Genomic DNA, 23,475 nt, shown 5'->3' on the forward strand with positions numbered 1-23,475 from the left:
TAGATTTAAAAACAATTATGAAGTACTTTAAGATTATTGCCATATTATTATTTAGTTCAGTCATTTCTTTCTATAGCTGTAATGACACTACTAAAGCACCAAAAGAAGACAGTACAAAACCATTGGAAGTTGAAAATTTAAAAACAGAACCAACTACAGCAACTCCAACGACTAAAGAGCCTGCTCAAAATACAGCAGGAGTTTGGCATTATACCTGCAGAATAGGTTGCCCTGGAGGTGCAGGAAAAGCTGATAAATGTGGAACATGTGGAAATGTTTTAGCGCATAATACAACTTATCATGACAAAGCAAATAGTGCAACAACAGCTCCTTTTGCTGCTCCTGTTGCTTCTAAAACTGTTACACAAGATAAGAAGCCTGAGCCTGCTCAAAACTCAGCTGGAGTATGGCATTATACATGTTCAAAAGGCTGTGCAGGTGGTTCTGGAGCTGCAGGCTCTTGTAGTACTTGTAAAGGCGCTTTAGCTCATAACTCTGCATATCATTAGTAACTGTAAAGTGTTGTTATGAAAACAGTTTAATCATAACTCGTACTTGGAATTTCTTAGCGAATTCACCTTAAAGATTTCTTTTTTACTAATTTTTTTAGCAGGAAAACACTGCCAAATTTGAGCATGTTGTCATGCATTAAACAGACCAATGATTCATTTAATAGTCGGAAATACAGGCTCAGGAAAAACAACATATTCTAAGGAATTGAAAAGAAAAACAAACGGGATTGTTTTTTCAATTGACAAATGGAATAATACATTATTTCTTGCAGATAAAACTCCTGATGACGGATTAGAATGGTTTCTGGAACGAATTGATAGAGCCGAATTATTGATTATGGAGTTAATAGATCAATTAGAAAACTCTAATACAGATTCTATTCTCGATTTAGGATTATCGAAATTTGAGCACAGAGAAAAATTTAGAACATTCGCTAAATTAAAAGGCTATGAGTTAAAGTTTCATTTTTTAGACATTTCAAAGGAAATTCGTTTTGAAAGAGTCATGAAACGAAATCATGAAAAAGGAGTAACATTTGAATTTGAAGTCAGTAAAGAAAACTTTGACTTTATGGAAACCTGGTTTGAAAGACCTAACAAGGATGAACTTATTGGTGGATTTATAATTTCAGAATAGAAGATGTTTATTAAACCGATCTAATTAATTCGGTATTCTCAAAAAAAACTTATTTCAGCGATTTTGAGACTGAATAGCTGTTCTGTTTGATTCGTGTTTTTTACTTTAGTAACCTCAAAAACAATTTAAAAAATTAGGATGACACAATTGAAAAATAAAAAGGCAATCATAACTGGAGGAGGAAGAGGACTAGGGAAAGCGACAGCAATAGCCTTTGCAAAAGAAGGAATTGATGTTGCTATTACAGGAAGAAATGAAACTGTTTTAAAAGCAACCGTTTCAGAATTGGAAGCATTTGGCGTTAAAGCTATATATTCAGTATTTGATGTTAGTGATTATGAGGCTGTTCAAAAAGGTATAAAAGATATAATCAATTCTTTGGGTTCTATTGATATTTTGGTAAACAATGCTGGAATTGCTGCTTTTGGAACGTTGAATGACATGGACGTAAACCAATGGAGTCAAATCATTCAAACCAATCTTATGGGAATGTATTATGTAACTAAAGAAGTGTTGCCATATTTAATTAATCAAAATGAAGGTGAAATTATTAATGTATCATCTACAGCAGGTTTAAACGGAAATGCGAGTACATCAGCTTATTCTGCATCTAAATTTGCAGTTATTGGAATGTCTGAATCTCTAATGAAAGAAGTTCGTAAGAATAACATTAGAGTTTGTACCTTAACACCAAGTACAATAGCTTCAGATATGTCAATTGACTTAGGTATTGCAGATAGCGAGTCTCAAGATAGCGTTTTACAGCCTGAAGATTTTGCAGAATTAATACTTGCAGGTTTAAAACTCCCAAAGAGAGCAATGCTTAAAAGTGCATCTTTGTGGTCTACTAATCCTTAATCTAGATTTCTGTTTAAAAATAAATACAGCGAAATGCATCTTTTTTAATCTTTTATCGTCTATAATATGAACTTTAAAAATAGAGATTATGAAAAATTCAAATTGTACCTGCGACTGTAAAGGTTGTAATGATGGAAATTGTAAAAACTGTACGTGTGATAATTGTTCATGTAACAATTGTAACTGTTAAGTTATATTAAAATTATAAGCTAATAATGTCTGTTTTGGTAACTTTATATCGAAATAGACATTGTTTTATTTTTTCAATAGTATGACGACAACAAAAGACATTTGGAACCTATACGCTGATGATATCAAACACTTTATTTTGAGTAAAGTTAAAGATGTAACAGTAGCTGATGATTTATTGCAAGAAACATTTATAAAAGTTCATACCAAACATAATACTCTTAAAGATATTAATAAGCTGAAATCTTGGTTGTTTTCTATAGCTAGATATACGGTTATGGATTATTTTAGACAACGCGATCTTGTTTATGAAATGACTGATGAGGATTTTGTTTTTGAAGATCTAAAACTAGAGCACTCTGAAATTGATTGTTTGCGAGGTATTATTAAAAATTTACCAAAAAAATATAGAGATCCATTGTTTTTGAGTGATGTAAAAGGAATGAAGCAAGCTCAAATATCAGAACAATTGCATTTGCCGTTGCCAACAGTGAAATCTCAAATACAACGCGGAAGAAAACTCATCGCTCAAGGTTTTATTGATTGTTGTGATTTTAAAGTCAATGATAATGGTTTTTTGGTTGGAGAACTTAAAGAAAAGGCAGATTGCAAAGTTTGCACATCTACTTAAAGTGTCATCATCCAATGACGCTGTAAACGCTTGAATTTTTTCAATTCACTTTGTAGGATCGGTAAATAATCTTTACCATTACTATTGCAATGTTGCAAGCGGTTGCAATTTAAATGTAAACGATGTACTAATCGTTCTAAAGACATAAAGTGTTTGTGTTTCTTATCAGAACAATATTCAGCTTGCGCTTTTTCAATTTCTGGAGCTAAAGATTCTGATTGTTGAATGATATCACCAGAAAAGTATATGTGAGTGTCTTCAGTACCATCTGATCTTAAATATGATAAATCCTGACCAATGTATGTCGAAATATTTCGCGACAGAACAATGATATCTATAGCCTTTTGATATATAGGCAGTTCAGAGAGGTGAGATGGGATATTATAATTCATTTTCAATAGCAATCGTAACAAAATTAGTGACAAGTATTGATATTTTGCTTTAGATATTAAAGTAAAATTGTATATTTGATTTAATTATTAATGTAGATTGTAAAAATACTTTAAATGGATATTGATAGCCTAAATTGGAAGATTTTGAAATGCTTACAAACTAACGCTCGAGAGTCTAATGCTGAAATTGGTCGTCAAGTTGGTATTAGTTCGCCTGCAGTTTCAGAGCGAATTAAAAAAATGGAGGATGCTGGAATTATTCAGAGTTATAATACTTTAGTAAGTCCGTTTGAAGTTGGTTATCAATTAAAAGCATTAATTACTTTACGTGCTTTTATGGGCATGTTGAAACCCTTTTTAGAAAAAGTGAAAACCTATAATGAAGTAATTAATTGTTATCGTATAACTGGTAATGAAAATATTGTAATGGAAGTCGTTTTAAAAAACCAAAAACACTTAGAATCTTTTATTGATCAACTAATTGTTTATGGTGAAACAAAAACACAAATTGTATTATCACACGTTATAAAACATAATGAGGTTAAACCTTTGAAATAAATTATCTTTCAATTATAGTATGCGGAATAGTTTCTAAGTTCCAATCAATCACTAAGCCACCAGCTAAACTTTCTGCGATATCTTTGCCGTAGAGAAATTCGCATAAATACAAAGCTGCTTCAAAAGATTTTGCACCTCCTGCTGAGGTTATGTATTTTCCGTCGTGAACAAATAACACATCTTTTCTAATATCTAGATTAGGAAAACGCTCTCGCATGGTATCAATATCACCTGGAAACGTTGTCGATACTGAATTATCAAGCAATCCAGCTTGCGCTAAAACAAAAGCACCATCACAATGAGATGTTATAAACTGAGCTTGTGCATCAATTTTTCTTACAAATTTTATCATTGCTTCATCTTCTAAATCTGTATCCAAATGATGTTCGGCACTTGGCACAACGAGAATATCAATTTTTGGTAAGTTGTCTTTCAGATAATTGAAATCGGGAATGATTCGCATGCCTTCAAATGTAACAATAGGTTCATCAGTATTAGCAACAGTAAAAACATTCATAGGTTTAATGCTATCTCTAAAAATAGTGTGCTGAAAGATATCAAAAGGTGCCGTTAATTCAGTATTAAAAACACCATCCATAATAAGAAAAGCTACATTGTATCTGTTGGGTTCAAGCTTTGGAAATTCTTTTTCCTTCTGCTGAGCTTGTTTCAGTAGCTCATTATTTGAGTTCTTGTTTTTATCTTCGGACGTATTACAACTTATAAAGATTACTATGCTAAATATTAAGAGTATGTTTTTCATAGTCTATAAATTAAACCTACAAGGTATTTAAAACCTTGCAGGTTGAGTGGTATTTTATTTGATTCGCCAAGGCGGATTTGTTCTGTTTTTTCCAGCATTGAATAAAATGATATGGTTGCCATCTAAATCGTTTAAATGTGCTTCTCGCCACAACCAGTCTTTATCTTCAGCTTCTGAAGTAAATATAATTCCTTTTTGCTGAAGTTGATCCACTAGTTCATCAAGATTATCATCTTCAAAGTAAATACTAATTCCATTTCCTTTTGGTACTTCATCTACCTTATGAATTGAGAACGTAGCATTTCCGTCAGGACATTCAAACCTAACATATCTAGGTAATGCATCTACGATGAGTTTCAGTCCGAACGTTTTATAAAACTCGGTCGCTTTTTCAACATCTAATGATGGTATGGTGATTTGGTTTAAATTCATTATAAATTCTTTTTAATACGTTTTTGCAACCATATGGATAATAAAACTCCTATTAAGCCATAAGTACCAGTAATTAACCAATTAATTTGGTAGCCATAATTCTCTACAACACTTAGTCCAATTTTTGGACTGAAAATATGTGCTATTGAAAAAGCAATGGCGAATAAAGCCATATAACTCCCTTCAAGCCCTTCTTTTGCTCTATTAAGTGCAAATTTATTAGTGTATGGAAAACCTAGCATTTCACCAATAGTCATCATAATCATATTTACGACAAGAATACCTATCCAAAAATTCTGAAATATTACAAAGAAACTCAATCCCATAAGTAAACAAGCGACAAGAATATGTTTGGTTATAGAAATATGTTTTTTTTCCAAGTAATTTATAAAAGGCATTTCAAAAACAACGATAATGCTTATGTTTATAACCCAGAACAAACTAATTTCAAATTCATTTAAGTTAAAAACTTCATTATAATATAATGGCATGGTCACAACGAGTTGAAAAAACGCCATTCCCATGAAGAAACAAATGCCGATAAAAATCCAATAGGTGAAGTCTTTGTAAACAAGATTATTATCCTTTTTTATGTCTAAGTCTTCATTAGTTTCAACACGTTTCTTTTTTGGTTCTTTCACTAAATAGTAAAACAATACGATAGCCAAAAGACAAGTTATTCCATCTATCCAAAACAATAAACTATACCCTTTTGTTACAATAATTAAACCTGCAGCTGTTGGCCCAATTCCCATTCCTGCATTGATTGCCAAGCGAATTAGTGCCAGTGAACGTGTTTGGTTATCTGGTTTGCTATATGCTTTAAGCGATACATAAATGGCAGGACGAAATGTGTCAGCTACAATCATAAGAAATAATATACCAAAACATAATCCCCAAAACGACGTGATGTATTGTAACCCGATAAAACTAAGCCCAGTAATAAATAAACTTAAAATCATGACTTTATAAAACCCTATTTTATCAGTTAACTTTCCGCCTAACCAGCCACCAATAACAGAACCAAGTCCGAAGAACACAAAAATCCATCCTACATCATCATTATTAAAATCGAGACTATTTTTAAAGTATAACGACAAAAATGGGATTACCATAGTGCCAGCTCTATTTATAAGTGTTATTAAAGCTAAGTACCAGATTTCTTTAGATAAACCTTGGAATGATTCAATATAGTTTATGTATAGTTTTTTCATTTTGGTTGTTGTATAAATATAAAAAGTCCGACGATATCGTCGGACTTTTTATGATTGATTGGTTATATAATTATATTATCATCGCATATAGTAAGTCCGACTCTTGAAACAAGAGGTTTGTCTTTTTGTATATAATACGACGCAATTTTGCATGGTTTGTTTTTTATTTACAGTCAAATCTATGAAAAAAAGGTTTAAGTTGTATTTTTGAATACTGAAAACTATAATTATGAAGCCATTTTTAATATTGATTGTATTGGTAAGTACATTTAGTTGTGCACAAGAAAAGAAACCTATTTTGGGTGAGACTGAATTTCAACGAGAGCTCAATTCAGAATATAAAGACGCAACAAGTTCTCCATTAAAAGACAAAGACAGAAAGCATTTTAAAGGTCTAGATTTCTTTAAATTTGATTCTTCATATGTTGTGACAGCACGTTTAAAGTTAACACCAGATACAGAATGGTTTGATATGAAAACAACGACTAGTCGTGTGTCTCCTGAACGTATTTATGGAATTTTGACCTTTGAACTGCAAGGACAAACTTATACATTAAACCTTTATCAAGGTAAAGATGTTATGAAAAGGGAAGGACTAGAAGATTATTTATTTCTTCCGTTTATTGATGATACTAATGGCGAAGAAAGTTATGGAGGTGGACGTTATATTGATTTGAGAATCCCAGAAGATGACACCATTGAGATAGATTTCAACAAAGCTTATAATCCTTATTGCGCATATAACGATAAGTATTCTTGTCCGATTGTACCAAGAGTCAATTATTTAGCTTTAAGTGTTAGAGCAGGAGTGAAGGCATTTGAAAAACAGGAATGATTTATTTTACCAAATACATTCCGAAGAAAACTGCTAAGAACCCTACAATAAAACTAGCAATGGTGTAAATAGCAAATGAGGTAAAATCTCCTGATCTTAAAAAGATGTGATTCTCATAAGCAAAGGTTGAAAATGTCGTGAAACCACCACAGAAGCCAGTAGCAAGCAATAGGGTTTGATTAGAAGTTAAGGTGTTGTTTTTTGCAGCCATACCTAAAATGATTCCTATTAAAAGACTACCAATAATATTAGCAGCAAATGTGCCGTATGGAATGCCGTTTTCAGCATTGTTTAGATATTTTCCAATAATGAAACGAAGTACACTTCCCAAACCTCCACCAATAAAAACGAGTATTAATTGTTTGATCATTATTTAATAGCAATATAGATTTCAGTAATCCAATCTGCTGGATTAGGTGTTGCCATAGGATCAGTAAGATAAACTTCTAGCATTGGTCCTGCTTCAGTAAACTCTAAACTATGCGCTGGAATATAAGCCATTGTTTTATCCCAAGCTTCTTGTAGATTGGCATAATCTCCTTTAAGAACCGTTTTTACAGTTTTAAAGGGCTCAAGCTGACCAGTAATTATATCAGCTTCGTTTGCCATTATTTTTGAAGTTGTAGGTATACAACAAGAAAACATAACAGCATCATTTTCAGTATCCCATTTGTGGTACATTACAAACGGTTTTCCAGCCATAGAGATATTGTTTGTTAATGCATAAGCACCAACCTTAGGTAACATCTCTTGCATTTTTTCTTTAAAATTTGACATCTTACATGACGTTGTGTTGTACAAATAAAATCCACCACTATGTTGTGTTACGCCTTCAATATTGATGCTATATTTTTTCATGTCTGCAACTAGAATACTATCTAGTTTTTCTAATCCTCGTTCAAAATGTGGACCGATTTGTTTTTCCATTCCTCCCATAAAAGTTGAAAACATCTTAAATCCAAATGGCAAATCTTTGCCTGAAATAGTCCAATTGATTTCTGTTGAGCCATCATTGTTAGATTCTAGTTTCCAAGTAATATCAGATTTAGGGAAATCTCCAAATTGCATTTCTTGTGTAATAGATGTGTTACGTTTTGTGTCAATAGTTTTCATTGTACCAACACCATCTTTATCTTTCCAAGAATAGGAACCTCCAATACCATTAGTTGTATCAGATAACGTAATAATGGTTTCTGGTTTTTCCTCAACCCAAGATGACCATGCTTCCCAGTTTTTGAAATCAATAATATTGTTATAAACAACAGCTACTGGAGCTTGAATCGTTCTTGTGCGTTTGACTTCAAAAGAGTTTGGCTGAACTGCAATGTAAATAGCCAAACCTATGATGAGAATTAGGATTAAAAATAAAATGTATTTAAACGCTTTCATCTTTAGATTATTTGATTGATAATGATTGTACAATCAAAGATAATCAATTTAGCTAAAGCTTTGCGGAAATAAATATAAAGCTATATTAAACTAATTATTGTCTGTATTTATTAATGCTAAACTTTAATAGTAATAGGTTGATAATAATTAGAGAAATGAAAATTGAAATAATGGTCATGCTTATATTTTATAGAACATCTTATAAAATCTAAAATGTCATCAAGTCTATACATACAAATCCCCAATTTTGGGTATTTGTATGTAAGTTCAATATACTTTTTTTATTGTTTAATAAATCGTTTGGTAGCTGTTTTACCATCTATGTTGATGTGAATTAGATAAACACCAGAAGCTAATTGATCAACAGCAATTGCTGTAACTTCAGAAGTTAATTGTTTTTCAAATAGTAATTTACCATCAATATCAAATACTTGTGCTAGAGCATTAGTTCCTGAGTTGGTTTTTATCGATAACCAATTACTCGCTGGATTTGGGAATATTTTGAAGCTTTCATTTTCAAAATCTTCAGTGTTTAAATTACTATCTACAGTCACATTAATATCTGCTCTAACGACAGTGAGATCTGGAACTAAAGGATTAGTAATCTCACAATGGTAAACTCCACTATCAGATTCTTGAGCGTTTACAATGGTGTACGTGTTTGCATTAGCACCACTAATGGCTACATTGTCTTTATGCCATTGGTATACATTATTTGGTGAAGGGGCTTGAGAATCTCTATTGATATCTGTGTTATTTACATCTAGAGAGATATCTACTCCAGGAGGTGATGTGATTTCTTCTTCATCGTCTAGTGTGTTTTGAGGCGAGTATTGTAATGAACCATAGGTAATACCATTATTTACTAATGGTTCTAGATCACTGAAAGTATAGTAATTATTTCTCAAATCGATGCTAACATATTCTGGATTGTCAAATGATGTCCATTCTGGAAGTGGTCCTGATAAATTATTACTGTATACATCAAAAGACAAAGGAGATGTTAAATTGTCTAATTCAGAAGGAATTGTACCACTAAGGTTATTGTTGTCTAATCTTAAATAGTTTAACTCACTTAAGCTCCCTAAACTAGTTGGAATTTCACCTTCTAGCTGATTAACTCGTAAAGACAAAGTAATCAGTTGATTTAAGTTGTCTAAGTTTGAAGGTATACTGCCAGTCAATTGATTTTCGCTAAGATTTAGATATTTTAAATTTGATAAAGCACCAATTACTGCAGGTATTTCTCCAGTAAGACTATTAGCTTGTATTCTTAACCAGCTTAACTCTGTTAGATTACCAATAGTTATTGGTATTGGTCCAGTTAATGAATAATTGAAACTGATACTTAATTCTTTTAGGTAGATTAAATCACCTATTTCATCAGGTAATTGTCCATTAAGATTTTGAAAAGTCAGATTTAAAGACACAACTTTATTTCCTAGAGTTTCAACACCAGTCCAATTGTCAACATGCGCAGATGTTGTCCAATTCCAATCCTCATTATTTGTCCAGAAATCACCATTTGTAGCATTGTAAATGGCAATTAGTGCTTCTCTTTCAGTTTGAGATACAGGAGTTCTGAATTTTATTTTTTTACGTTCCAGAATTAATTCAGGGATAACAGAGCTTGTTACAATACAAGAATAGGTTAACAAATCCTCTTCTTGGAAATTAGTAATTGTATATTCGGAGTTTGTAGCTCCTGAAATTTCTTCAATTTCTATATTATTAAGACCCATTACTTCTTTAATCCATTGATAACTTAAATTAGTGCCTTGCGTTATAGCGGTTAAAGTGTAATCATCACCATAGACAGGATTATCAATTTCTATCAAATCATTAAATGAATTTTGCGGATAGTAATTAAACACGTTTGATGCAGTATTTGCAATAAAATTAGGCTCAAAATCAGCAAAAGAAAAGTCATTTTGTCGTAGGTTAATAAACTCAAGACTTGTTATACTTGAAAAGTCAGGGATAGTTCCGCTTAAATGATTATTAGACATACTAAGCGATTCTAAAAAAGTTAAGTTAAGTATGGAATTTGGAATTTCACCTGTAAGATTTTTACTGCCTAACTGTAATGAAACTACATGTCCATTTTCAACTGTAACACCTTGCCAAGAACTAACAGGATCATATACTGAAAGCCAATTTATATTTGAAGTCCAATAAGGACCTTCGGTTGCATTGAATAAATCAATTAATGCTTGTTTTTCACTATTTGGTGGTTCTAAATCAAATGTAAATACAGATTCCTCAAATTCATCAGGTCTATGAATTAGTATATAATAAGACTGTCCACTAGTGATATCATAATCTACATAATTTTGAGTTGAACAAGATAAACTTGATGCTAGAGTTAATTCTGATTCCGATGTAACGTTTAGATTGGGAGCTTCATAAATCATGACAAAAGATAAGTCAGAAAGACTACCTGATGGACCATTGTCATTGTAAAGAGTTGTAATAAGTCTTGTATCTGATGCTGCAGTAAATTTATAATAGAGACCTTTTGTGTCAGGAGTACTGCATCCAATTTGTCCACCAGGACTTTCTTCTGCATAATCTATTCTTAAATTTTCATCCGAAAAAATTGAAGTAGTAATTTCTGTAGCATTTAATAATGAACCATTAATTGGAGGTATAACTTCTTCTATGTTTATTTCGACTCTTGACACTGCATTAGTTTCTGATCTACTTATTACTAGATAATATGATTGACCAGTTTCTACGTAAGCATTTCTAAATGAACTAGAAACACATCCAGATATATTTTCAATCAACTCTGACTCAGATGTAACATTGAGGTTAGGAGCAGAATAAAACAAAACTAAGCTATTACTATTTGGAATATCCGAGCCATCTTGATTTTTTATAATTGCGGAAACATCACCAGTAAATGAAGTGGTGAATTTGTAATAAATAGATTTATATCCATTAGAACCACAAATACCGCTAGAAAATCCTGAAGCTTCCGAAGCTAAATCAAGACGAAGATTGTCATCTATAAATGAAGTTTCAGTAATTTCTATGGCATTCTCAATAGTATCATTTATTGGAACTTGACATAAAGAAGTGAAAGATATCAAAAGGGCTAGCAGAAAAAGTGAATATGTTTTCATTTGAGGTAACAGAATTGATTAATAATAGTTTGAATCCGATTTTTAGTTTATTGTTTAATAAATCGTTTGGTAGCTGTTTTACCATCTATGTTGATGTGAATTAGATAAACACCAGAAGCTAATTGATCAACAGCAATTGCTGTAACTTCAGAAGTTAATTGTTTTTCAAACAGTAATTTACCATTAATATCAAATACTTTTGCATTAGTATTTATATTTGAGTTGGTTTTTATCGATAACCAATTACTCGCTGGATTTGGGAATATTTTGAAGCTTTCATTTTCAAAATCTTCAGTGTTTAAATTACTATCTACAGTCACATTAATATCTGCTCTAACGACAGTGAGATCTGGAACTAAAGGATTAGTAATCTCACAATGGTAAACTCCGCTATCAGATTCTTGAGCGTTTACAATGGTGTACGTGTTTGCATTAGCACCACTAATGGCTACATTGTCTTTATGCCATTGGTATACATTATTTGGTGAAGGGGCTTGAGAATCTCTATTGATATCTGTGTCATTTACATCTAGAGAGATATCTACTCCAGGAGGTGATGTGATTTCTTCTTCATCGTCTAGTGTGTTTTGAGGCGAGTATTGTAATGAACCATAGGTAATACCATTATTTACTAATGGTTCTAGATCACTGAAAGTATAGTAATTATTTCTCAAATCGATGCTAACATATTCTGGATTGTCAAATGATGTCCATTCTGGAAGTGGTCCTGATAAATTATTATTGAATACTTCAAAAGAATAAAGAGATGTTAAATTGCTTAGTTCAGAAGGAATTGTACCTGATAAAATATTGTTCCCTAAACTTAGACTATTTAAGCTACTTAGGTTCCCAATACTTGCTGGAATTTCACCCGATAATTGATTGTTTTCTAGAATTAATTGAATCAATTCAGTAGCATTTCCTAAACTAGAAGGTAAATTTCCAGTTAATTGATTGTAACTAAGGTAAAGTCTATTTAGTAGAGGAAGATTCCCTATTGACGCAGGTATCTCTCCTGAATGACCATTATTTTGTAATCTTAGCCATTGTAATTCAGTAAGGTTACCTAATGATGATGGAATTGGTCCAATTAAGTCAGGATTAGCACTTACTCTCAATTCATTTAAATGAATTAAATCTCCAATTTCTTCAGGTAATTGGCCATTGAGATTTCTGAAATTTAGATTCAAATAGACCACTTTATTACCTAAAGTCTCCACACCAGTCCAAGTGTCGACATGGGCAGAAGTATTCCAGTTCTCAATGATAACACCAGTTCCTATCGTATCATACCAATTGTCTCCATCTGTAGCGATGTAAAGTGCAATAAGTGCATCTCTTTCAGATTGTGAAATTGGAACTCTAAATTCGATACTTTTTCTTTCAATTGTTAAGCCAGGTACTAATGGACTTGTAACAAAACAAGAATACGTTGAGCCATTTTCTAATTGAAAGTTTGAAATTATATAATCACTGCTATTTGCTCCTACAACGTTTTCAATAATTGGATCGTATAAATTTGCAGCCCTTTTTACCCATTGATAGTTAATATTTGTACCTTCTTGAGGCGTCATGCTAAGAGTATAGTCTTGACCAACTACTGGGTTTTCTATTAATATATATTCATCTACTGTATTTTGAGGAGAGAATCCAAAAAAATCAATTGTTGAATTAGCTACAAAATTAGTTTCAAAATCAAGTATCGAATAGTTATTATTATTTAGTCTTAAATCATCAAAGTTTGATAATGTTGAAAAATCAGGAATAATTCCACTTAGATTGTTATAAGTGCAGTTAAATGAATTTAAAAACTCAAGATTTAAAATGGAATTTGGTATCTCACCAGTTAAATTTTTATTCCAAAAAGATAATCTAATGACATGGCCTTCTTCAACTGATACATACTCCCAATCTTTAATTGGAACATTATTAGAGAGCCAATTATCAGAAGAAGTCCATAAAGGGCCATTAGTAGCATTATAGAAATCAATTAAAGCTTGTCTTTCAATTTGTGGAGGATCTTGTTCAAAAGTGAAAGTGCTTCTAGCAAATTCACGATCTCTGTTTAACAAGATATAATAATTTTGTCCATTTATAATGTCGATATTTACTGTAGACTGTAGACCACAAACAAAACCAGTAACTGCGGTTAATTCACTTTCTGAAGTAATATTGAGGTTAGGAGCTTCATATATATTAATAAAAGTACTACCACTTCCTGAAATAGGATTATCAGTATCATCAGTAAGTTTTGTGAAAATTTTAGTATCTGCATCAGCAGTGAATTTATAGTAAACAACCTTATCTGTTGTAGGACATCCAACTTGTCCACCAGAACTTTCACTAGCTAAATCTAAACGAAGATTTTCATCAACAAAGGAGTTCTCTGTAATTTCAATGGCATTTTCTATAGTATCGTTTATTGGAACCTGAGAAAATGCTGTTGTATAAATAAATAAAGCAATGAGGGAAAGTAAAATTCTTTTCATTTGAAAAAATGATTAAATGATTAATAGTTAGACAAATATAGAAAATAATTTATATTTAAAATCCCCAATTAAGGGGATTTTTCTAAGTTGGCTATAATTGATTCTCCCTATAGAGTATTAGTATACCAACTCTAAATAATTAGCGTTTTGCCTATTTTTTTGTTGTCAGGAGTTTATTCTGGACAATTCACAGCAATATCCCAAGCTGTACTGCCTCCAATACATCCAGAAACGTAAATGTCTAACTCTTTACCATTTGAAGGATTGTATTGAAACTCAAAGTATCCAGATTGTCCAACATAGCCATCTTCAACGGCATCAAAACAATTCATTATTGGAGGGAATTCGTTTTGACCAAGAGGAGAACCTGTTCCATCAATCCATTGTCCTGCATAAAATAAATCGATTCGATCTACAATACTATAAGTGTCATAGCTTATGATAACGTTTCCACTATTTTCTCCCATGTCATAAGTGAAAATAGTTAATCCGTCACTTCCGCTTTCAAATCCAGGACAGGTTTGTGGTGGTGCAATGGTAACATAGGTTTGTAATACATTACTAATATTTCCCTGACTATCATATAAGCAATATGCTAGTGTGAAATTTCCTTCTAAAATATTGTTTGGAATTCCAACAGGAATTATTAACTGACCACTGCTATTATTACTAGGTAAATTAATATCCCAATAAATATTTGCACCTACGACTTGTACATAACATCCTGCATAAAAATTATTAGCACCTGTTGTAGCAAAATTAAATGGAAGGTATAACGTGTTATCTACAGTAGTTGTTGCTGAAGTTTGATTGTTGGTAGCTGCTGGAGCATTTCCGTTTTGAGATGTAGGAGGAGGATTACCATTTGTGACATCTCCAGTAATAATTAAAGCACGAGCTAATGCGTTAGAATTTGAAGGGTCGATAAATTCCTTTTCTTCTGAATCACTTCCGTCAGAACTACAATGGATTAATGAAAAACCCATAAATAGTAAAACGAGAATAGTTTTGATTTTTTTCATAATTAAATAATTTGTTGGTTAATATTAATTCTCGCTATAAATTAATAGCTTTATAAAAATAGGAAAATTAATGTTAAAGAAAAATACCTAATATTGGGTATTTATGATATCAGTTAGGCCAGGTTATTTCCTATAGATAGGTACTTTTAAACCAAAAAATACATCAGTAGTTTTTGAGCTATCTGATAAGAGATTACTAAAAATTGAACCAGAACCAACACTTAATGGTCCAAGTCTAAAGCCTCCTCCAAAAGCAAAATCACCATATTGCCTGAAACTTAATGGTGTATAAAAACTAAACCATTTCGTTTCTAATCTTGGAGCTATAGTTACTGTATTGATTATAGAACTAGCAAGATCATTTTCTTTTTTTACTAGAGATAAATTTGCTTGAGCACTCACCAGCCATTTTTTTGCTAATCTATAATCTACTAGCAAATGCAAAGCTGTTGGTAGTTGAATTTTGGTATCTTCAATAACATCTGTATTATTATAGTTATCATCAAGAAACTCTTCTAAATCATCAAATGAAGAAGCATCAACGGTGTTATTCATATTGTAAGTTGTTCGTTCTGCATTTTTATATTTAATCGACCCTATGTCAGTTATAGCAATACCTGCTTTTAGTTTGTAATGATCTTTATAAATTGGCGTGCTATCATCTTCTCTATTAGGATGCCATTGGTATGTGAATCCTAAATCTAAGCCAAAACCAGCAGTTAGATTGTCGAACCCTAAATCATCTGAATCAAAATCCTCAGTAGTACCATAATTAAGTTCACCTTGCGTCGTTAAAGTTTCGGTTACATTATTATATTGTCCCGTTAATCCTGGGCTATTTGTGAATAAAGCACCTGCACCTTGCAGATATTTTAGAGTTACACCACCTTTTAAGATATGATTTTGTTTGTCCATTAATAGTCTTCCATAGGCAATTCCAATTTCTGTCCAAGCATGAATAGTTCCGTTCAAATTTTGTGAACCAAATGCAACATTGCTATCCGATTCGAAATCATCTTCAATAGCCTCAAAGAGTTCTCCATTGATATTATTTAAATTAAAAAAAACTCTAGCTCTTGTAATAATACCAATGCTACTCTTTTTATTAATGTTAAACATAAATGAAGGGCCTAAAATATCTGTATTCAAAAAGAAATTATTCTTATCACTAACAAAGCGTTCAGAATCTTCATCGACATCAAAATTACCACTTAGTATACTACTAAAGTTAATTCCAAAATAATCACTACCAGTAAATCCACTAACTGATATTAAATTTACATCAGTTTTGAAGTTTGAACCAAAAATATTGGATGGATTATGAGTAACGCCATGAATACCAGAGTAATTATCGGCATTATATCCAATGTAACTTTGTGAAAAACTCTCATTAAAGAGAAGTACTGATAATAATAAGAAAAGCGATTTAAATATTTTCATATTAGAGTTTAGTTTGTTAATTAATATTTATGATAAAAACAGATAGTTTTTGTGCTTTTGAATATGCATAATATAAGGTATATTTTTTTGATATTTTAAAATTTATATTTCTTTTCCAAAGCATATCTCATCAGCTCTCCTTTACCTTGAAGACCTAAAATACGTGCCATGTTTTTGCGATGGGTATCAACGGTGTGAATACCTATAAACAATTCATCAGCTATTTCCCTTGAGGTTTTACCTAATGCGATTAGTTGAAGAATTTCAATTTGCCGTTTTGTTAAAAGTCCCTTTTTTTTCGAATTGTTTTCAGGATTGAGGACATTGGTATTGATGTTAGCATCAAAATAGATTTCTCCTTTTGCTACGGTTCTTATAGCCTTCAAAACTTCTTTGAGTGAAGAGTTTTTTAAGACATAGCCTGTTGCTCCAGCGTCTAGCATTTGTTGGATGGCTTCAGTTTGTTCAAACATAGAAAATGACAAGATTTTGATTTCAGGATGCGCCTTTTTTATTCGTTTTGCGGCTTCTATTCCATCTAATTTTGGCATTCTTATATCTGTAAGTACAACAGTAGGACGCTTTTTTTCTACAATTTTTAATAGAGCTTCGCCATCATTAGCTGTGCCAACAATGGAAATGTCTTCTTCATATTCTAATAGAAGTGAAATGCCATCAATTAGCGATTGGTGATCTTCTGCAATGGCTAGTCGTATCATATTGGAATATCTATTATTATGGTTGTTCCTTGATTTTTATCAGATTCAATAGTCATTGTGCCATCCAAATGTGCAACACGTTTATCAATACTGCTAATTCCCATACCTTTATTTGTTTTGGTAATCTGATTTGGATTAAAACCTATACCGTTATCTTCAACCATGATGTTTAAGCTTTCATCATGATTAGTAATGTGGACTGTAGTTTCATTGGCTTCTGCATGTTTTATAACATTTGTAACAAGTTCTTGAATAATTCTAAAAATGGTAAGTTCTAAGCTGTTTTCTAAGCGATTTTCTAATCCATGATCTATAACATCTATAGTGATTTTGTTAGATGCTGAAACTTTTTCTGCCATTTGTTGAACAGCTAACAATAAACCTTGTTTAGCAATAACACCAGAGTTTTTTGCATGAGCAACGGATCTTACTTTTTGATATGCTTCATCAATTAGAGTATTTGTTTTATCATAGAGTTCAGGTGTGTTTTTTTCTTTTAGTGCATTAAAATGAAGTTTTACAGTTGCGATTAAACCACCTAAATCATCATGTAAATCGTTAGCAATACGTTGCCGTTCTTTTTCTTGACCTTCAATCATGGCATCAATAGTGGTAAGTTCTTGTTCTTTTAAAACTGTTGCGAGTTTTTGAGTTTCTAGTTCTTTTTCTTTCTCTGCTAGATTCTGTTTGCGTTTGGTGTTTTTGAAAAGGAGGAAAGCGATGATACTCACTAATGCCAGACCTACTGCCAAACCTATTGAGATGTTTTGATTTTGTTTCCTTTTGGCTTCGCTTTCTAAATTTGAAGCTTTTAGTAATAAATTTTCTTTCTCTTTTTTTTCGGTTTGGTATTTGGTTTCAATTTCAGTTAGCTGCAATGCGTTTTCGTATTCTTTATGTTGTTTTATTGCTTCCTTTTCCATATTCAAATAGAAATAAGCGCTGTCGTAATTTTTTAAATTTTTATGAGTTTGTGCTAAAGCTAAATATAAATATGATTGTTGTAAAAAACCATTTTTAGGAATGTCTTGTTGAATTGCTTTATCAAAATAATATAAAGCTTTTATCGGTTCATTATTATAATTATGAGCTGCAGCTAGATTATTATAAATACCAAACATACTGCGTTTGCCTAAAACTCCTGGTACTTTTGTGAAGTAATTTTTGGCTTTTTGAAAATGCTTAATTGCAGAATCATTTTGTTTATTAAAATGACTTTCTTGATTGCCAAGCATAACATTGAGTTTACCTTTTAAAAAGTCGTTATCAATGTTTTCAAGTAATTTTAGTCCATTTAAATATATTGGAATGCATGGCTTATTTTCAATAAAGGACTTAGTTGTATATTTATAATAATCATAAACCACCTGGTCACTTGGAGTTTTTATATAATTACTGTATATATTATTGTATTGGTTCAATACATCATAAGATTTTCTTTTATAAAATAAATACTTCAATATTTTATTCAAAGAATATTTAACTAATATGCTATCGTTTTGGTGTTTTGAAAGCTCTACAGCTTTTTTGTACTTTTCAAAAATGATTGAATCTTTATTGATATAAAATTCATTATAGATATCTGCTTCTTTTATTTCATTTAACACAACTCCAAAATGGGATTCATCTTTACTTTTGGTTTGGTCAACTAGACTATCTTTTATTCCGTAATAGAATGCATCGAGATGCCAAATTAAGTTCTTACGTTCTTGAGATTCTGGTATTGTTTTAATTTTATCATAAGCTTTTTCAATATTGTTGTATAAAAGGTACTCAAGTGTTTGATGTAACTTTTGAGTGTTTTGAGAGTCACAAGCTACACTGTACATTAGAACTGAAATTAGTAAGATGAGTCTCATCAAACTAATTGATATCAACAATTTTTCCAAAGCATATGAATGGTGGGTAAATACCTTCGGCTGGAGTTACTATTCGTGGATCATCATCAGACGTTATTCTAATATTAAAATCATCTCCAATTTCAAATTCGAAACTAGTATTTAGATCTGCGTGATTGGGTGTTCCATTTTCATGGTATTTATTTATTTTATACTCAATATTATGCCCGTTTGAATCTTTCAGATAGCTAACACTCTCAATTTTCCAGCGGTTACATTTACCTACTTCTAATAATTCAAAATCAATCTTAGAAATCTTTTTTGAGTTGTTTTCATCTAGATATATTTGCCCAAGAATTCCATAACTATTCAATATATCATATTGAAAAGGTTGAAAATTGGAAGTGTCTGCACTATTGATTTTAAAAGTTAAATCACTGTTTAAAGGCATGTTTATTTCTCTGACTTCTTCACCTTTACAAGGTTCACAATACGTGCAATCAGTTTGAGTGTCGTCGCATTCTACATTACATAATTTGTAACCTAAATAAAGGGAAATAATGACTAATGCAATTGTAATTAGTAACATTTTTGATTTCATAAGGATCGAATTTAGTTGGTATTTGATATCAAAGATGCGAAATAGGAAAACATCATAACATACCCAATTCTAGGTATATCAACCTAATTTACTGAAAAATGTAGTATTTACAGGGGAAATAGGAAAGAAATAATATAAAAACAGAGAGTTGCTTTAAACAAAAATTGATTTAATTGTAGCAATCATAGCTAAAAAAGAAACAAAAGCAATTAAAATCCAGATACTACCTTTGTAATATTTTTTATGGATCTTGATATCTTTTCTATATGCAAAAAAAATAATTACAATAAATGCAATTGCAAATAAAATCCCAAAAATCAATTGACCATTACTAAACATATAGCTATTTTTATACAAAAATAAATAATACGACTGCAAATTTCACATAAATCACGTTAATGTTTGTGAATTTTGTAATTTAAATGGTAACATAATAAGGCATAGATATTTAATTTTAAAAAAAATAGAATCAAAAAATGAAAAACAAAATAGAAGCAGTAAAAGCATTTCATACGGCATTTAAAATTGGTCATAGAGAAACACCAAAAGCGAGTTTGGGTATTGATAAAAACATGTTGCGCTATAAATTGATGCGAGAGGAAAATGAAGAATACCTTGAGGCCGCAAATAATGATGATTTAGTTGAGGTTGCTGACGCGTTAGGTGATATGCTCTATATTTTATGTGGCACCATCATTGAACATGGTTTGCAATATAAAATTGAAGAAGTTTTTGATGAGATTCAACGTAGTAATATGAGTAAACTTGGTGAAGATGGAGAACCTATTTATAGAGCAGATGGAAAAGTATTAAAAGGACCAAACTACTTTAAGCCAAAGATTCAAGAGATTTTAGAGTCATAAAAAAAGCAGCCAATTGGCTGCTTTTTTATTATATTTCATACCTCCAACCATGTTTGTCCTCGGCAAGATTATGCTGTATGTTTAGCATTTTTTGTTTTAGAATGCTTGAATAAGAATGTTCATTTATTTCGGGCAGATTGTAAATAGTGTTTTGATATTCGAAATCTGAAATCGGACTAATAACAGCTGCTGTTCCAGCACCAAAAATTTCCTTTAAGCTACCATTTTTAGATGCTTCAACGATTTCTTGAACCTTAATTGGTCGTACTTCACATTTTATTGCGTTGTCATCTGCCAATTGAATTAAACTTTTTCGTGTTACACCATCCAAAATACGGTCACTAGTAGGCGCTGTAATTAAGGTGTCTCCAATTCTAAAAAACACATTCATAGTTCCTGCTTCTTCTAAAAATGTATGTGTATCAGCATCTGTCCAAATCACTTGTTGAAAGCCTTTATTTTGAGCTAAACTTGTTGGATAGAATTGTGCTGCATAATTTCCGGCTGCTTTTGCAAAACCAACACCTCCATTTGCAGAACGGCTATATTCTTCGGCAATTAATACCTTTACAGTTCCTTTGTAATATGCTTTTGCAGGTGAGCAAATAATCATAAATCGATAGTTGTCTGAAGGTGCTGCAGCAATTGCAGAATCTGTAGCAATTACAAATGGTCGAATGTATAAAGAGTTGCCTTCTCCACTTTTTACCCAAGCTTTATCAAGGTTTAATAAGGTTGTAAGACCTTCAAAGAAATAGTTTTTTGGAAACTCAGGAATTGCTAATCGCTTAGCCGATTTATTTATTCGTGCAAAGTTTTCATCTGGTCTAAATAAAAACACATCTCCATGATCGTCTTTATAAGCTTTCATGCCTTCAAAAACTGCCTGACCATAATGAAATACCCGAGCTGATGGATCAATACTCATTGGACCATAAGGTTCAATTTTTGGTTGTTGCCATTCGCCATCAATATAATCACAGTAAAACATATGATCTGTAAATACGCGACCAAATGTAAGGTTGTCAAAATCTACATCATGAATCTTAGTGTTTTTTGATTTTACTATATCGATTTCGTGAGTTGAAACTTTAGTCATTTTTTTGTATAAATTTGATTATGCAAAATTAGTCATTTCAGCTTAAAAAAACGCATAAAAATCAGCTAAAAAATATGTACCTTTGTATTACAAATAATTATTTTAAAATCACACCAATTATGAAACGTATTTTTTTACTATTAATGCTTGCTGTTTTTGTTTTTTCTTGTAAAAATGAAAATAAACAAACTGAAAAACATATAGATGTCGCTCAAGATATGCCTGATACAGAAGCTGTTTCTTATAGCTCTTTTGGAAAAGAGATTAACGATACTGATGCTCTTTCATCTAAAAAAATGGCTGCTAAATTTGAAAGTATGACTATTGGAGATTCTATAAATACCAAAATGATTGCAAAAGTTGATGAAGTGTGTCAAGCAAAAGGATGTTGGATGAAAGTAGATCTTGGGAACGGAGAGCAAGCAATGGTGAAATTTAAAGATTATGGATTTTTTATGCCAATGGACATTGCAGGTAAAGACGTTGTATTAAATGGTAAAGCTTTTGTAAATGAAGTTCCTGTTGATGAACAACGTCACTACGCTGAAGATGCTGGAAAATCAGCTGAAGAAATTGCAAAAATCACTGAGCCTAAAAAGACATTCTCATTTGTTGCAGATGGTGTCTTGTTAAAAGAGGAGTAATGCTAAAACACGTTAGTTACATATTTTTAATTGCTTTAGTTTTTAGTTGTAATTCTTCAGGTAAATCAGATGAAACTGAAAAAAAGGTTAGTATAGTTGATGGCACAGAACGTTATGATGTGTATCAAGGTTCTGAAATGGCGAATTTAATGAGAGGCATGCATGCTTTTAATTTACAGCTGAAAAAAGAAGTTGAAAATGGAAAGGTTGTTACCGAATTTCCAGAAGAGTTTTTGAAAATTCATACTGCTGAATTCACGAAAGCAAAGTCAAGAAACCAAACCTTCGACCATTATTCAGGGAAATTTATTGAAGCTCAGAAAATGATTTTTGTTCAAGATTCTACCATACCACTTTCTGAACGCTATAATAATGCAATTAACTTATGCTTGTCTTGTCATCAAACTGAATGTACAGGACCAATTCCTAAGATTAAAAAATTGCTGATTAAATAACCATTGTGCAACGAAAAATAATTACCACTGCAGACGGTTCTAAAACCATTCAAATTGAAGACTGGAATGAACAATATCATTCTGTGCATGGTGCAATCCAAGAAGCAAACCACGTATATATAAAACAGGGTTTGCTTTTTTTTTATAATGAACATATTTTAGGCGTTTCTGAAACCATTTGTCATTCTGAACCGAATTCAGAATCTCATCCAATCTCAATCTTAGAAATAGGTTTTGGCACTGGCTTAAATGCTATTCTAACGTTATTAGTTTCTGAAGAACTCAAGCTAAATATTAACTACTGTGGAGTTGAAGCGTATCCCGTTTCTACTGAGGAATTGTCGCAACTTAATTATGCTGAAGCATTAAAAATTCAGAGTAGCGCTTTTGTAGATATTCATAAGTCAGATTGGGAAACATCGCATAAAGTTACCAAACAATTTCGGTTGACTAAACAGCAGAAGTTTTTTAACGATATTGTTGATGTTAACTGTTATGATGTCATTTATTTTGATGCTTTTGGCGCACGTGTACAACCAGAATTATGGACAGAAGTCATATTCAAAAAAATGTATGATGCGCTAAAACCAAATGGTGTTTTAGTCACCTATTCAGCTAAAGGAAGTGTGAAACGAGCGCTAAGAGCTGTGGGTTTTTCTATCAAACGTCTCGAAGGTCCTCCTGGAAAACGACACATGCTTAGAGCCATTAAAAGTTAAACCATTCCCAAATATTTAGTTCTTATATTTGAGTATCATTATCTTTGT

Annotated in this window: 24 protein-coding genes; 10 read left to right on the plus strand and 14 right to left on the minus strand. The window is 31.7% G+C overall.

All coding sequences use genetic code 11. The features are described 5' to 3' along the window. The first annotated feature begins 17 nt into the window (after positions 1-17). The 4 genes from MUN68_RS04095 (at position 18) to MUN68_RS04110 (ending at position 2,827) form a co-directional block, all read left to right on the plus strand. Positions 18-509, plus strand: coding sequence for a hypothetical protein (locus tag MUN68_RS04095; RefSeq protein WP_249995447.1), 492 nt, complete (start codon positions 18-20; stop codon positions 507-509). Between the two features lie 151 nt (positions 510-660). Beyond that, on the plus strand, positions 661-1,149 hold the full coding sequence (locus MUN68_RS04100) for an AAA family ATPase (RefSeq protein WP_249995448.1): 489 nt from the start codon (positions 661-663) through the stop codon (positions 1,147-1,149). A gap of 138 nt (positions 1,150-1,287) precedes the next feature. Further along, a complete protein-coding gene (locus tag MUN68_RS04105) occupies positions 1,288-2,007 on the plus strand; it encodes a 3-ketoacyl-ACP reductase (protein WP_249995449.1) in 720 nt (239 codons plus the stop codon). A gap of 271 nt (positions 2,008-2,278) precedes the next feature. After that, positions 2,279-2,827, plus strand: a complete 549-nt coding sequence (locus MUN68_RS04110) for a sigma-70 family RNA polymerase sigma factor (protein ID WP_249995450.1) — start codon at positions 2,279-2,281, stop codon at positions 2,825-2,827. Here MUN68_RS04110 and MUN68_RS04115 read toward each other — a convergent pair. Continuing rightward, the gene (locus MUN68_RS04115; RefSeq protein ID WP_249995451.1) at positions 2,824-3,219 is read right to left on the minus strand and encodes a hypothetical protein; all 396 of its coding nucleotides are present in this window, start codon (positions 3,217-3,219) and stop codon (positions 2,824-2,826) included. The genes MUN68_RS04110 and MUN68_RS04115 overlap by 4 nt on opposite strands. Before the next feature lie 114 nt (positions 3,220-3,333). On the opposite strand from MUN68_RS04115, the gene MUN68_RS04120 reads away from it, so the two are divergent. Then, entirely contained in the window at positions 3,334-3,777 is a 444-nt protein-coding gene (locus MUN68_RS04120) for an Lrp/AsnC family transcriptional regulator (protein WP_249995452.1), read from the plus strand. Between the two features lies 1 nt (position 3,778). Here MUN68_RS04120 and MUN68_RS04125 read toward each other — a convergent pair whose 3' ends face one another. Genes MUN68_RS04125 through MUN68_RS04135 form a run of 3 tightly spaced genes read right to left on the minus strand, consistent with a single transcriptional unit; the run spans position 3,779 to position 6,186 of the window. Then, positions 3,779-4,540 carry a DJ-1/PfpI family protein gene (locus MUN68_RS04125; protein ID WP_249995453.1) on the minus strand — a complete coding sequence of 254 codons (762 nt, stop codon included), beginning with the start codon at positions 4,538-4,540 and terminating at the stop codon, positions 3,779-3,781. A gap of 54 nt (positions 4,541-4,594) precedes the next feature. After that, positions 4,595-4,972, minus strand: a complete 378-nt coding sequence (locus tag MUN68_RS04130) for a VOC family protein (protein ID WP_249995454.1) — start codon at positions 4,970-4,972, stop codon at positions 4,595-4,597. Then, positions 4,972-6,186: an MDR family MFS transporter gene (locus tag MUN68_RS04135; protein WP_249995455.1), complete on the minus strand. Its 1,215-nt coding sequence runs from the start codon at positions 6,184-6,186 to the stop codon at positions 4,972-4,974. Before MUN68_RS04135 ends, MUN68_RS04130 begins: the two co-directional genes overlap by 1 nt. 229 nt (positions 6,187-6,415) lie before the next feature. On the opposite strand from MUN68_RS04135, the gene MUN68_RS04140 reads away from it, so the two are divergent. Next, positions 6,416-7,021 carry a DUF1684 domain-containing protein gene (locus MUN68_RS04140; protein ID WP_249995456.1) on the plus strand — a complete coding sequence of 202 codons (606 nt, stop codon included), beginning with the start codon at positions 6,416-6,418 and terminating at the stop codon, positions 7,019-7,021. 1 nt (position 7,022) lies between these two features. Here MUN68_RS04140 and crcB read toward each other — a convergent pair whose 3' ends face one another. From crcB to MUN68_RS04185, 9 genes are all read right to left on the minus strand, one after another. Then, positions 7,023-7,388 carry a fluoride efflux transporter CrcB gene (gene crcB / locus MUN68_RS04145; protein WP_249995514.1) on the minus strand — a complete coding sequence of 122 codons (366 nt, stop codon included), beginning with the start codon at positions 7,386-7,388 and terminating at the stop codon, positions 7,023-7,025. Between the two features lie 2 nt (positions 7,389-7,390). After that, the gene (locus MUN68_RS04150) at positions 7,391-8,410 is read right to left on the minus strand and encodes an SRPBCC family protein (RefSeq protein WP_249995457.1); all 1,020 of its coding nucleotides are present in this window, start codon (positions 8,408-8,410) and stop codon (positions 7,391-7,393) included. 281 nt (positions 8,411-8,691) lie between these two features. Then, positions 8,692-11,538, minus strand: coding sequence for a T9SS type A sorting domain-containing protein (locus MUN68_RS04155; protein WP_272792398.1), 2,847 nt, complete (start codon positions 11,536-11,538; stop codon positions 8,692-8,694). 47 nt (positions 11,539-11,585) lie between these two features. Beyond that, on the minus strand, positions 11,586-14,027 hold the full coding sequence (locus MUN68_RS04160) for a leucine-rich repeat domain-containing protein (protein WP_272792399.1): 2,442 nt from the start codon (positions 14,025-14,027) through the stop codon (positions 11,586-11,588). Between the two features lie 173 nt (positions 14,028-14,200). After that, complete coding sequence (locus tag MUN68_RS04165; protein WP_249995460.1) at positions 14,201-15,049, minus strand: hypothetical protein; 849 nt, start codon at positions 15,047-15,049, stop codon at positions 14,201-14,203. Positions 15,050-15,172: 123 nt separating this feature from the next. Then, positions 15,173-16,489 (minus strand): DUF5723 family protein, encoded by a 1,317-nt coding sequence (locus MUN68_RS04170; protein ID WP_249995461.1) that lies wholly within the window; start codon positions 16,487-16,489, stop codon positions 15,173-15,175. Positions 16,490-16,584: 95 nt separating this feature from the next. After that, complete coding sequence (locus MUN68_RS04175; RefSeq protein WP_249995462.1) at positions 16,585-17,208, minus strand: response regulator transcription factor; 624 nt, start codon at positions 17,206-17,208, stop codon at positions 16,585-16,587. Continuing rightward, positions 17,205-19,067, minus strand: coding sequence for an ATP-binding protein (locus MUN68_RS04180; RefSeq protein WP_249995463.1), 1,863 nt, complete (start codon positions 19,065-19,067; stop codon positions 17,205-17,207). The genes MUN68_RS04175 and MUN68_RS04180 overlap by 4 nt, the downstream gene beginning before the upstream one ends. Positions 19,068-19,071: 4 nt before the next feature. Further along, entirely contained in the window at positions 19,072-19,647 is a 576-nt protein-coding gene (locus MUN68_RS04185) for a hypothetical protein (RefSeq protein ID WP_249995464.1), read from the minus strand. 476 nt (positions 19,648-20,123) lie between these two features. Here MUN68_RS04185 and MUN68_RS04195 point away from each other — a divergent pair, with 476 nt between their 5' ends. After that, entirely contained in the window at positions 20,124-20,510 is a 387-nt protein-coding gene (locus MUN68_RS04195; protein WP_249995466.1) for a nucleoside triphosphate pyrophosphohydrolase family protein, read from the plus strand. A gap of 28 nt (positions 20,511-20,538) precedes the next feature. Here MUN68_RS04195 and MUN68_RS04200 read toward each other — a convergent pair whose 3' ends face one another. After that, the gene (locus tag MUN68_RS04200; protein ID WP_249995467.1) at positions 20,539-21,609 is read right to left on the minus strand and encodes a branched-chain amino acid aminotransferase; all 1,071 of its coding nucleotides are present in this window, start codon (positions 21,607-21,609) and stop codon (positions 20,539-20,541) included. A 119-nt stretch (positions 21,610-21,728) separates the two neighbouring features. On the opposite strand from MUN68_RS04200, the gene MUN68_RS04205 reads away from it, so the two are divergent. Genes MUN68_RS04205 through mnmD form a run of 3 tightly spaced genes read left to right on the plus strand, consistent with a single transcriptional unit; the run spans position 21,729 to position 23,427 of the window. Then, positions 21,729-22,253, plus strand: a complete 525-nt coding sequence (locus tag MUN68_RS04205) for a DUF4920 domain-containing protein (protein WP_249995468.1) — start codon at positions 21,729-21,731, stop codon at positions 22,251-22,253. Then, a complete protein-coding gene (locus MUN68_RS04210; RefSeq protein ID WP_249995469.1) occupies positions 22,253-22,708 on the plus strand; it encodes a hypothetical protein in 456 nt (151 codons plus the stop codon). Before MUN68_RS04205 ends, MUN68_RS04210 begins: the two co-directional genes overlap by 1 nt. Before the next feature lie 5 nt (positions 22,709-22,713). After that, complete coding sequence (gene mnmD / locus MUN68_RS04215) at positions 22,714-23,427, plus strand: tRNA (5-methylaminomethyl-2-thiouridine)(34)-methyltransferase MnmD (protein ID WP_249995470.1); 714 nt, start codon at positions 22,714-22,716, stop codon at positions 23,425-23,427. Positions 23,428-23,475 lie beyond the last annotated feature (48 nt).

It is taken from the genome of Psychroserpens ponticola (assembly GCF_023556315.2).
GTDB lineage: Bacteria > Bacteroidota > Bacteroidia > Flavobacteriales > Flavobacteriaceae > Psychroserpens > Psychroserpens ponticola.

Coding starts and splice junctions, on each gene's coding strand:
- MUN68_RS04095 (WP_249995447.1), top strand. CDS start 18: ATGAAGTACTTTAAGATTATTGCCATATTATTATTTAGTTCAGTCATT.
- MUN68_RS04100 (WP_249995448.1), top strand. CDS start 661: ATGATTCATTTAATAGTCGGAAATACAGGCTCAGGAAAAACAACATAT.
- MUN68_RS04105 (WP_249995449.1), top strand. CDS start 1,288: ATGACACAATTGAAAAATAAAAAGGCAATCATAACTGGAGGAGGAAGA.
- MUN68_RS04110 (WP_249995450.1), top strand. CDS start 2,279: ATGACGACAACAAAAGACATTTGGAACCTATACGCTGATGATATCAAA.
- MUN68_RS04115 (WP_249995451.1), bottom strand. CDS start 3,219: ATGAATTATAATATCCCATCTCACCTCTCTGAACTGCCTATATATCAA.
- MUN68_RS04120 (WP_249995452.1), top strand. CDS start 3,334: ATGGATATTGATAGCCTAAATTGGAAGATTTTGAAATGCTTACAAACT.
- MUN68_RS04125 (WP_249995453.1), bottom strand. CDS start 4,540: ATGAAAAACATACTCTTAATATTTAGCATAGTAATCTTTATAAGTTGT.
- MUN68_RS04130 (WP_249995454.1), bottom strand. CDS start 4,972: ATGAATTTAAACCAAATCACCATACCATCATTAGATGTTGAAAAAGCG.
- MUN68_RS04135 (WP_249995455.1), bottom strand. CDS start 6,186: ATGAAAAAACTATACATAAACTATATTGAATCATTCCAAGGTTTATCT.
- MUN68_RS04140 (WP_249995456.1), top strand. CDS start 6,416: ATGAAGCCATTTTTAATATTGATTGTATTGGTAAGTACATTTAGTTGT.
- MUN68_RS04150 (WP_249995457.1), bottom strand. CDS start 8,410: ATGAAAGCGTTTAAATACATTTTATTTTTAATCCTAATTCTCATCATA.
- MUN68_RS04155 (WP_272792398.1), bottom strand. CDS start 11,538: ATGAAAACATATTCACTTTTTCTGCTAGCCCTTTTGATATCTTTCACT.
- MUN68_RS04160 (WP_272792399.1), bottom strand. CDS start 14,027: ATGAAAAGAATTTTACTTTCCCTCATTGCTTTATTTATTTATACAACA.
- MUN68_RS04165 (WP_249995460.1), bottom strand. CDS start 15,049: ATGAAAAAAATCAAAACTATTCTCGTTTTACTATTTATGGGTTTTTCA.
- MUN68_RS04170 (WP_249995461.1), bottom strand. CDS start 16,489: ATGAAAATATTTAAATCGCTTTTCTTATTATTATCAGTACTTCTCTTT.
- MUN68_RS04175 (WP_249995462.1), bottom strand. CDS start 17,208: ATGATACGACTAGCCATTGCAGAAGATCACCAATCGCTAATTGATGGC.
- MUN68_RS04180 (WP_249995463.1), bottom strand. CDS start 19,067: ATGAGACTCATCTTACTAATTTCAGTTCTAATGTACAGTGTAGCTTGT.
- MUN68_RS04185 (WP_249995464.1), bottom strand. CDS start 19,647: ATGAAATCAAAAATGTTACTAATTACAATTGCATTAGTCATTATTTCC.
- MUN68_RS04195 (WP_249995466.1), top strand. CDS start 20,124: ATGAAAAACAAAATAGAAGCAGTAAAAGCATTTCATACGGCATTTAAA.
- MUN68_RS04200 (WP_249995467.1), bottom strand. CDS start 21,609: ATGACTAAAGTTTCAACTCACGAAATCGATATAGTAAAATCAAAAAAC.
- MUN68_RS04205 (WP_249995468.1), top strand. CDS start 21,729: ATGAAACGTATTTTTTTACTATTAATGCTTGCTGTTTTTGTTTTTTCT.
- MUN68_RS04210 (WP_249995469.1), top strand. CDS start 22,253: ATGCTAAAACACGTTAGTTACATATTTTTAATTGCTTTAGTTTTTAGT.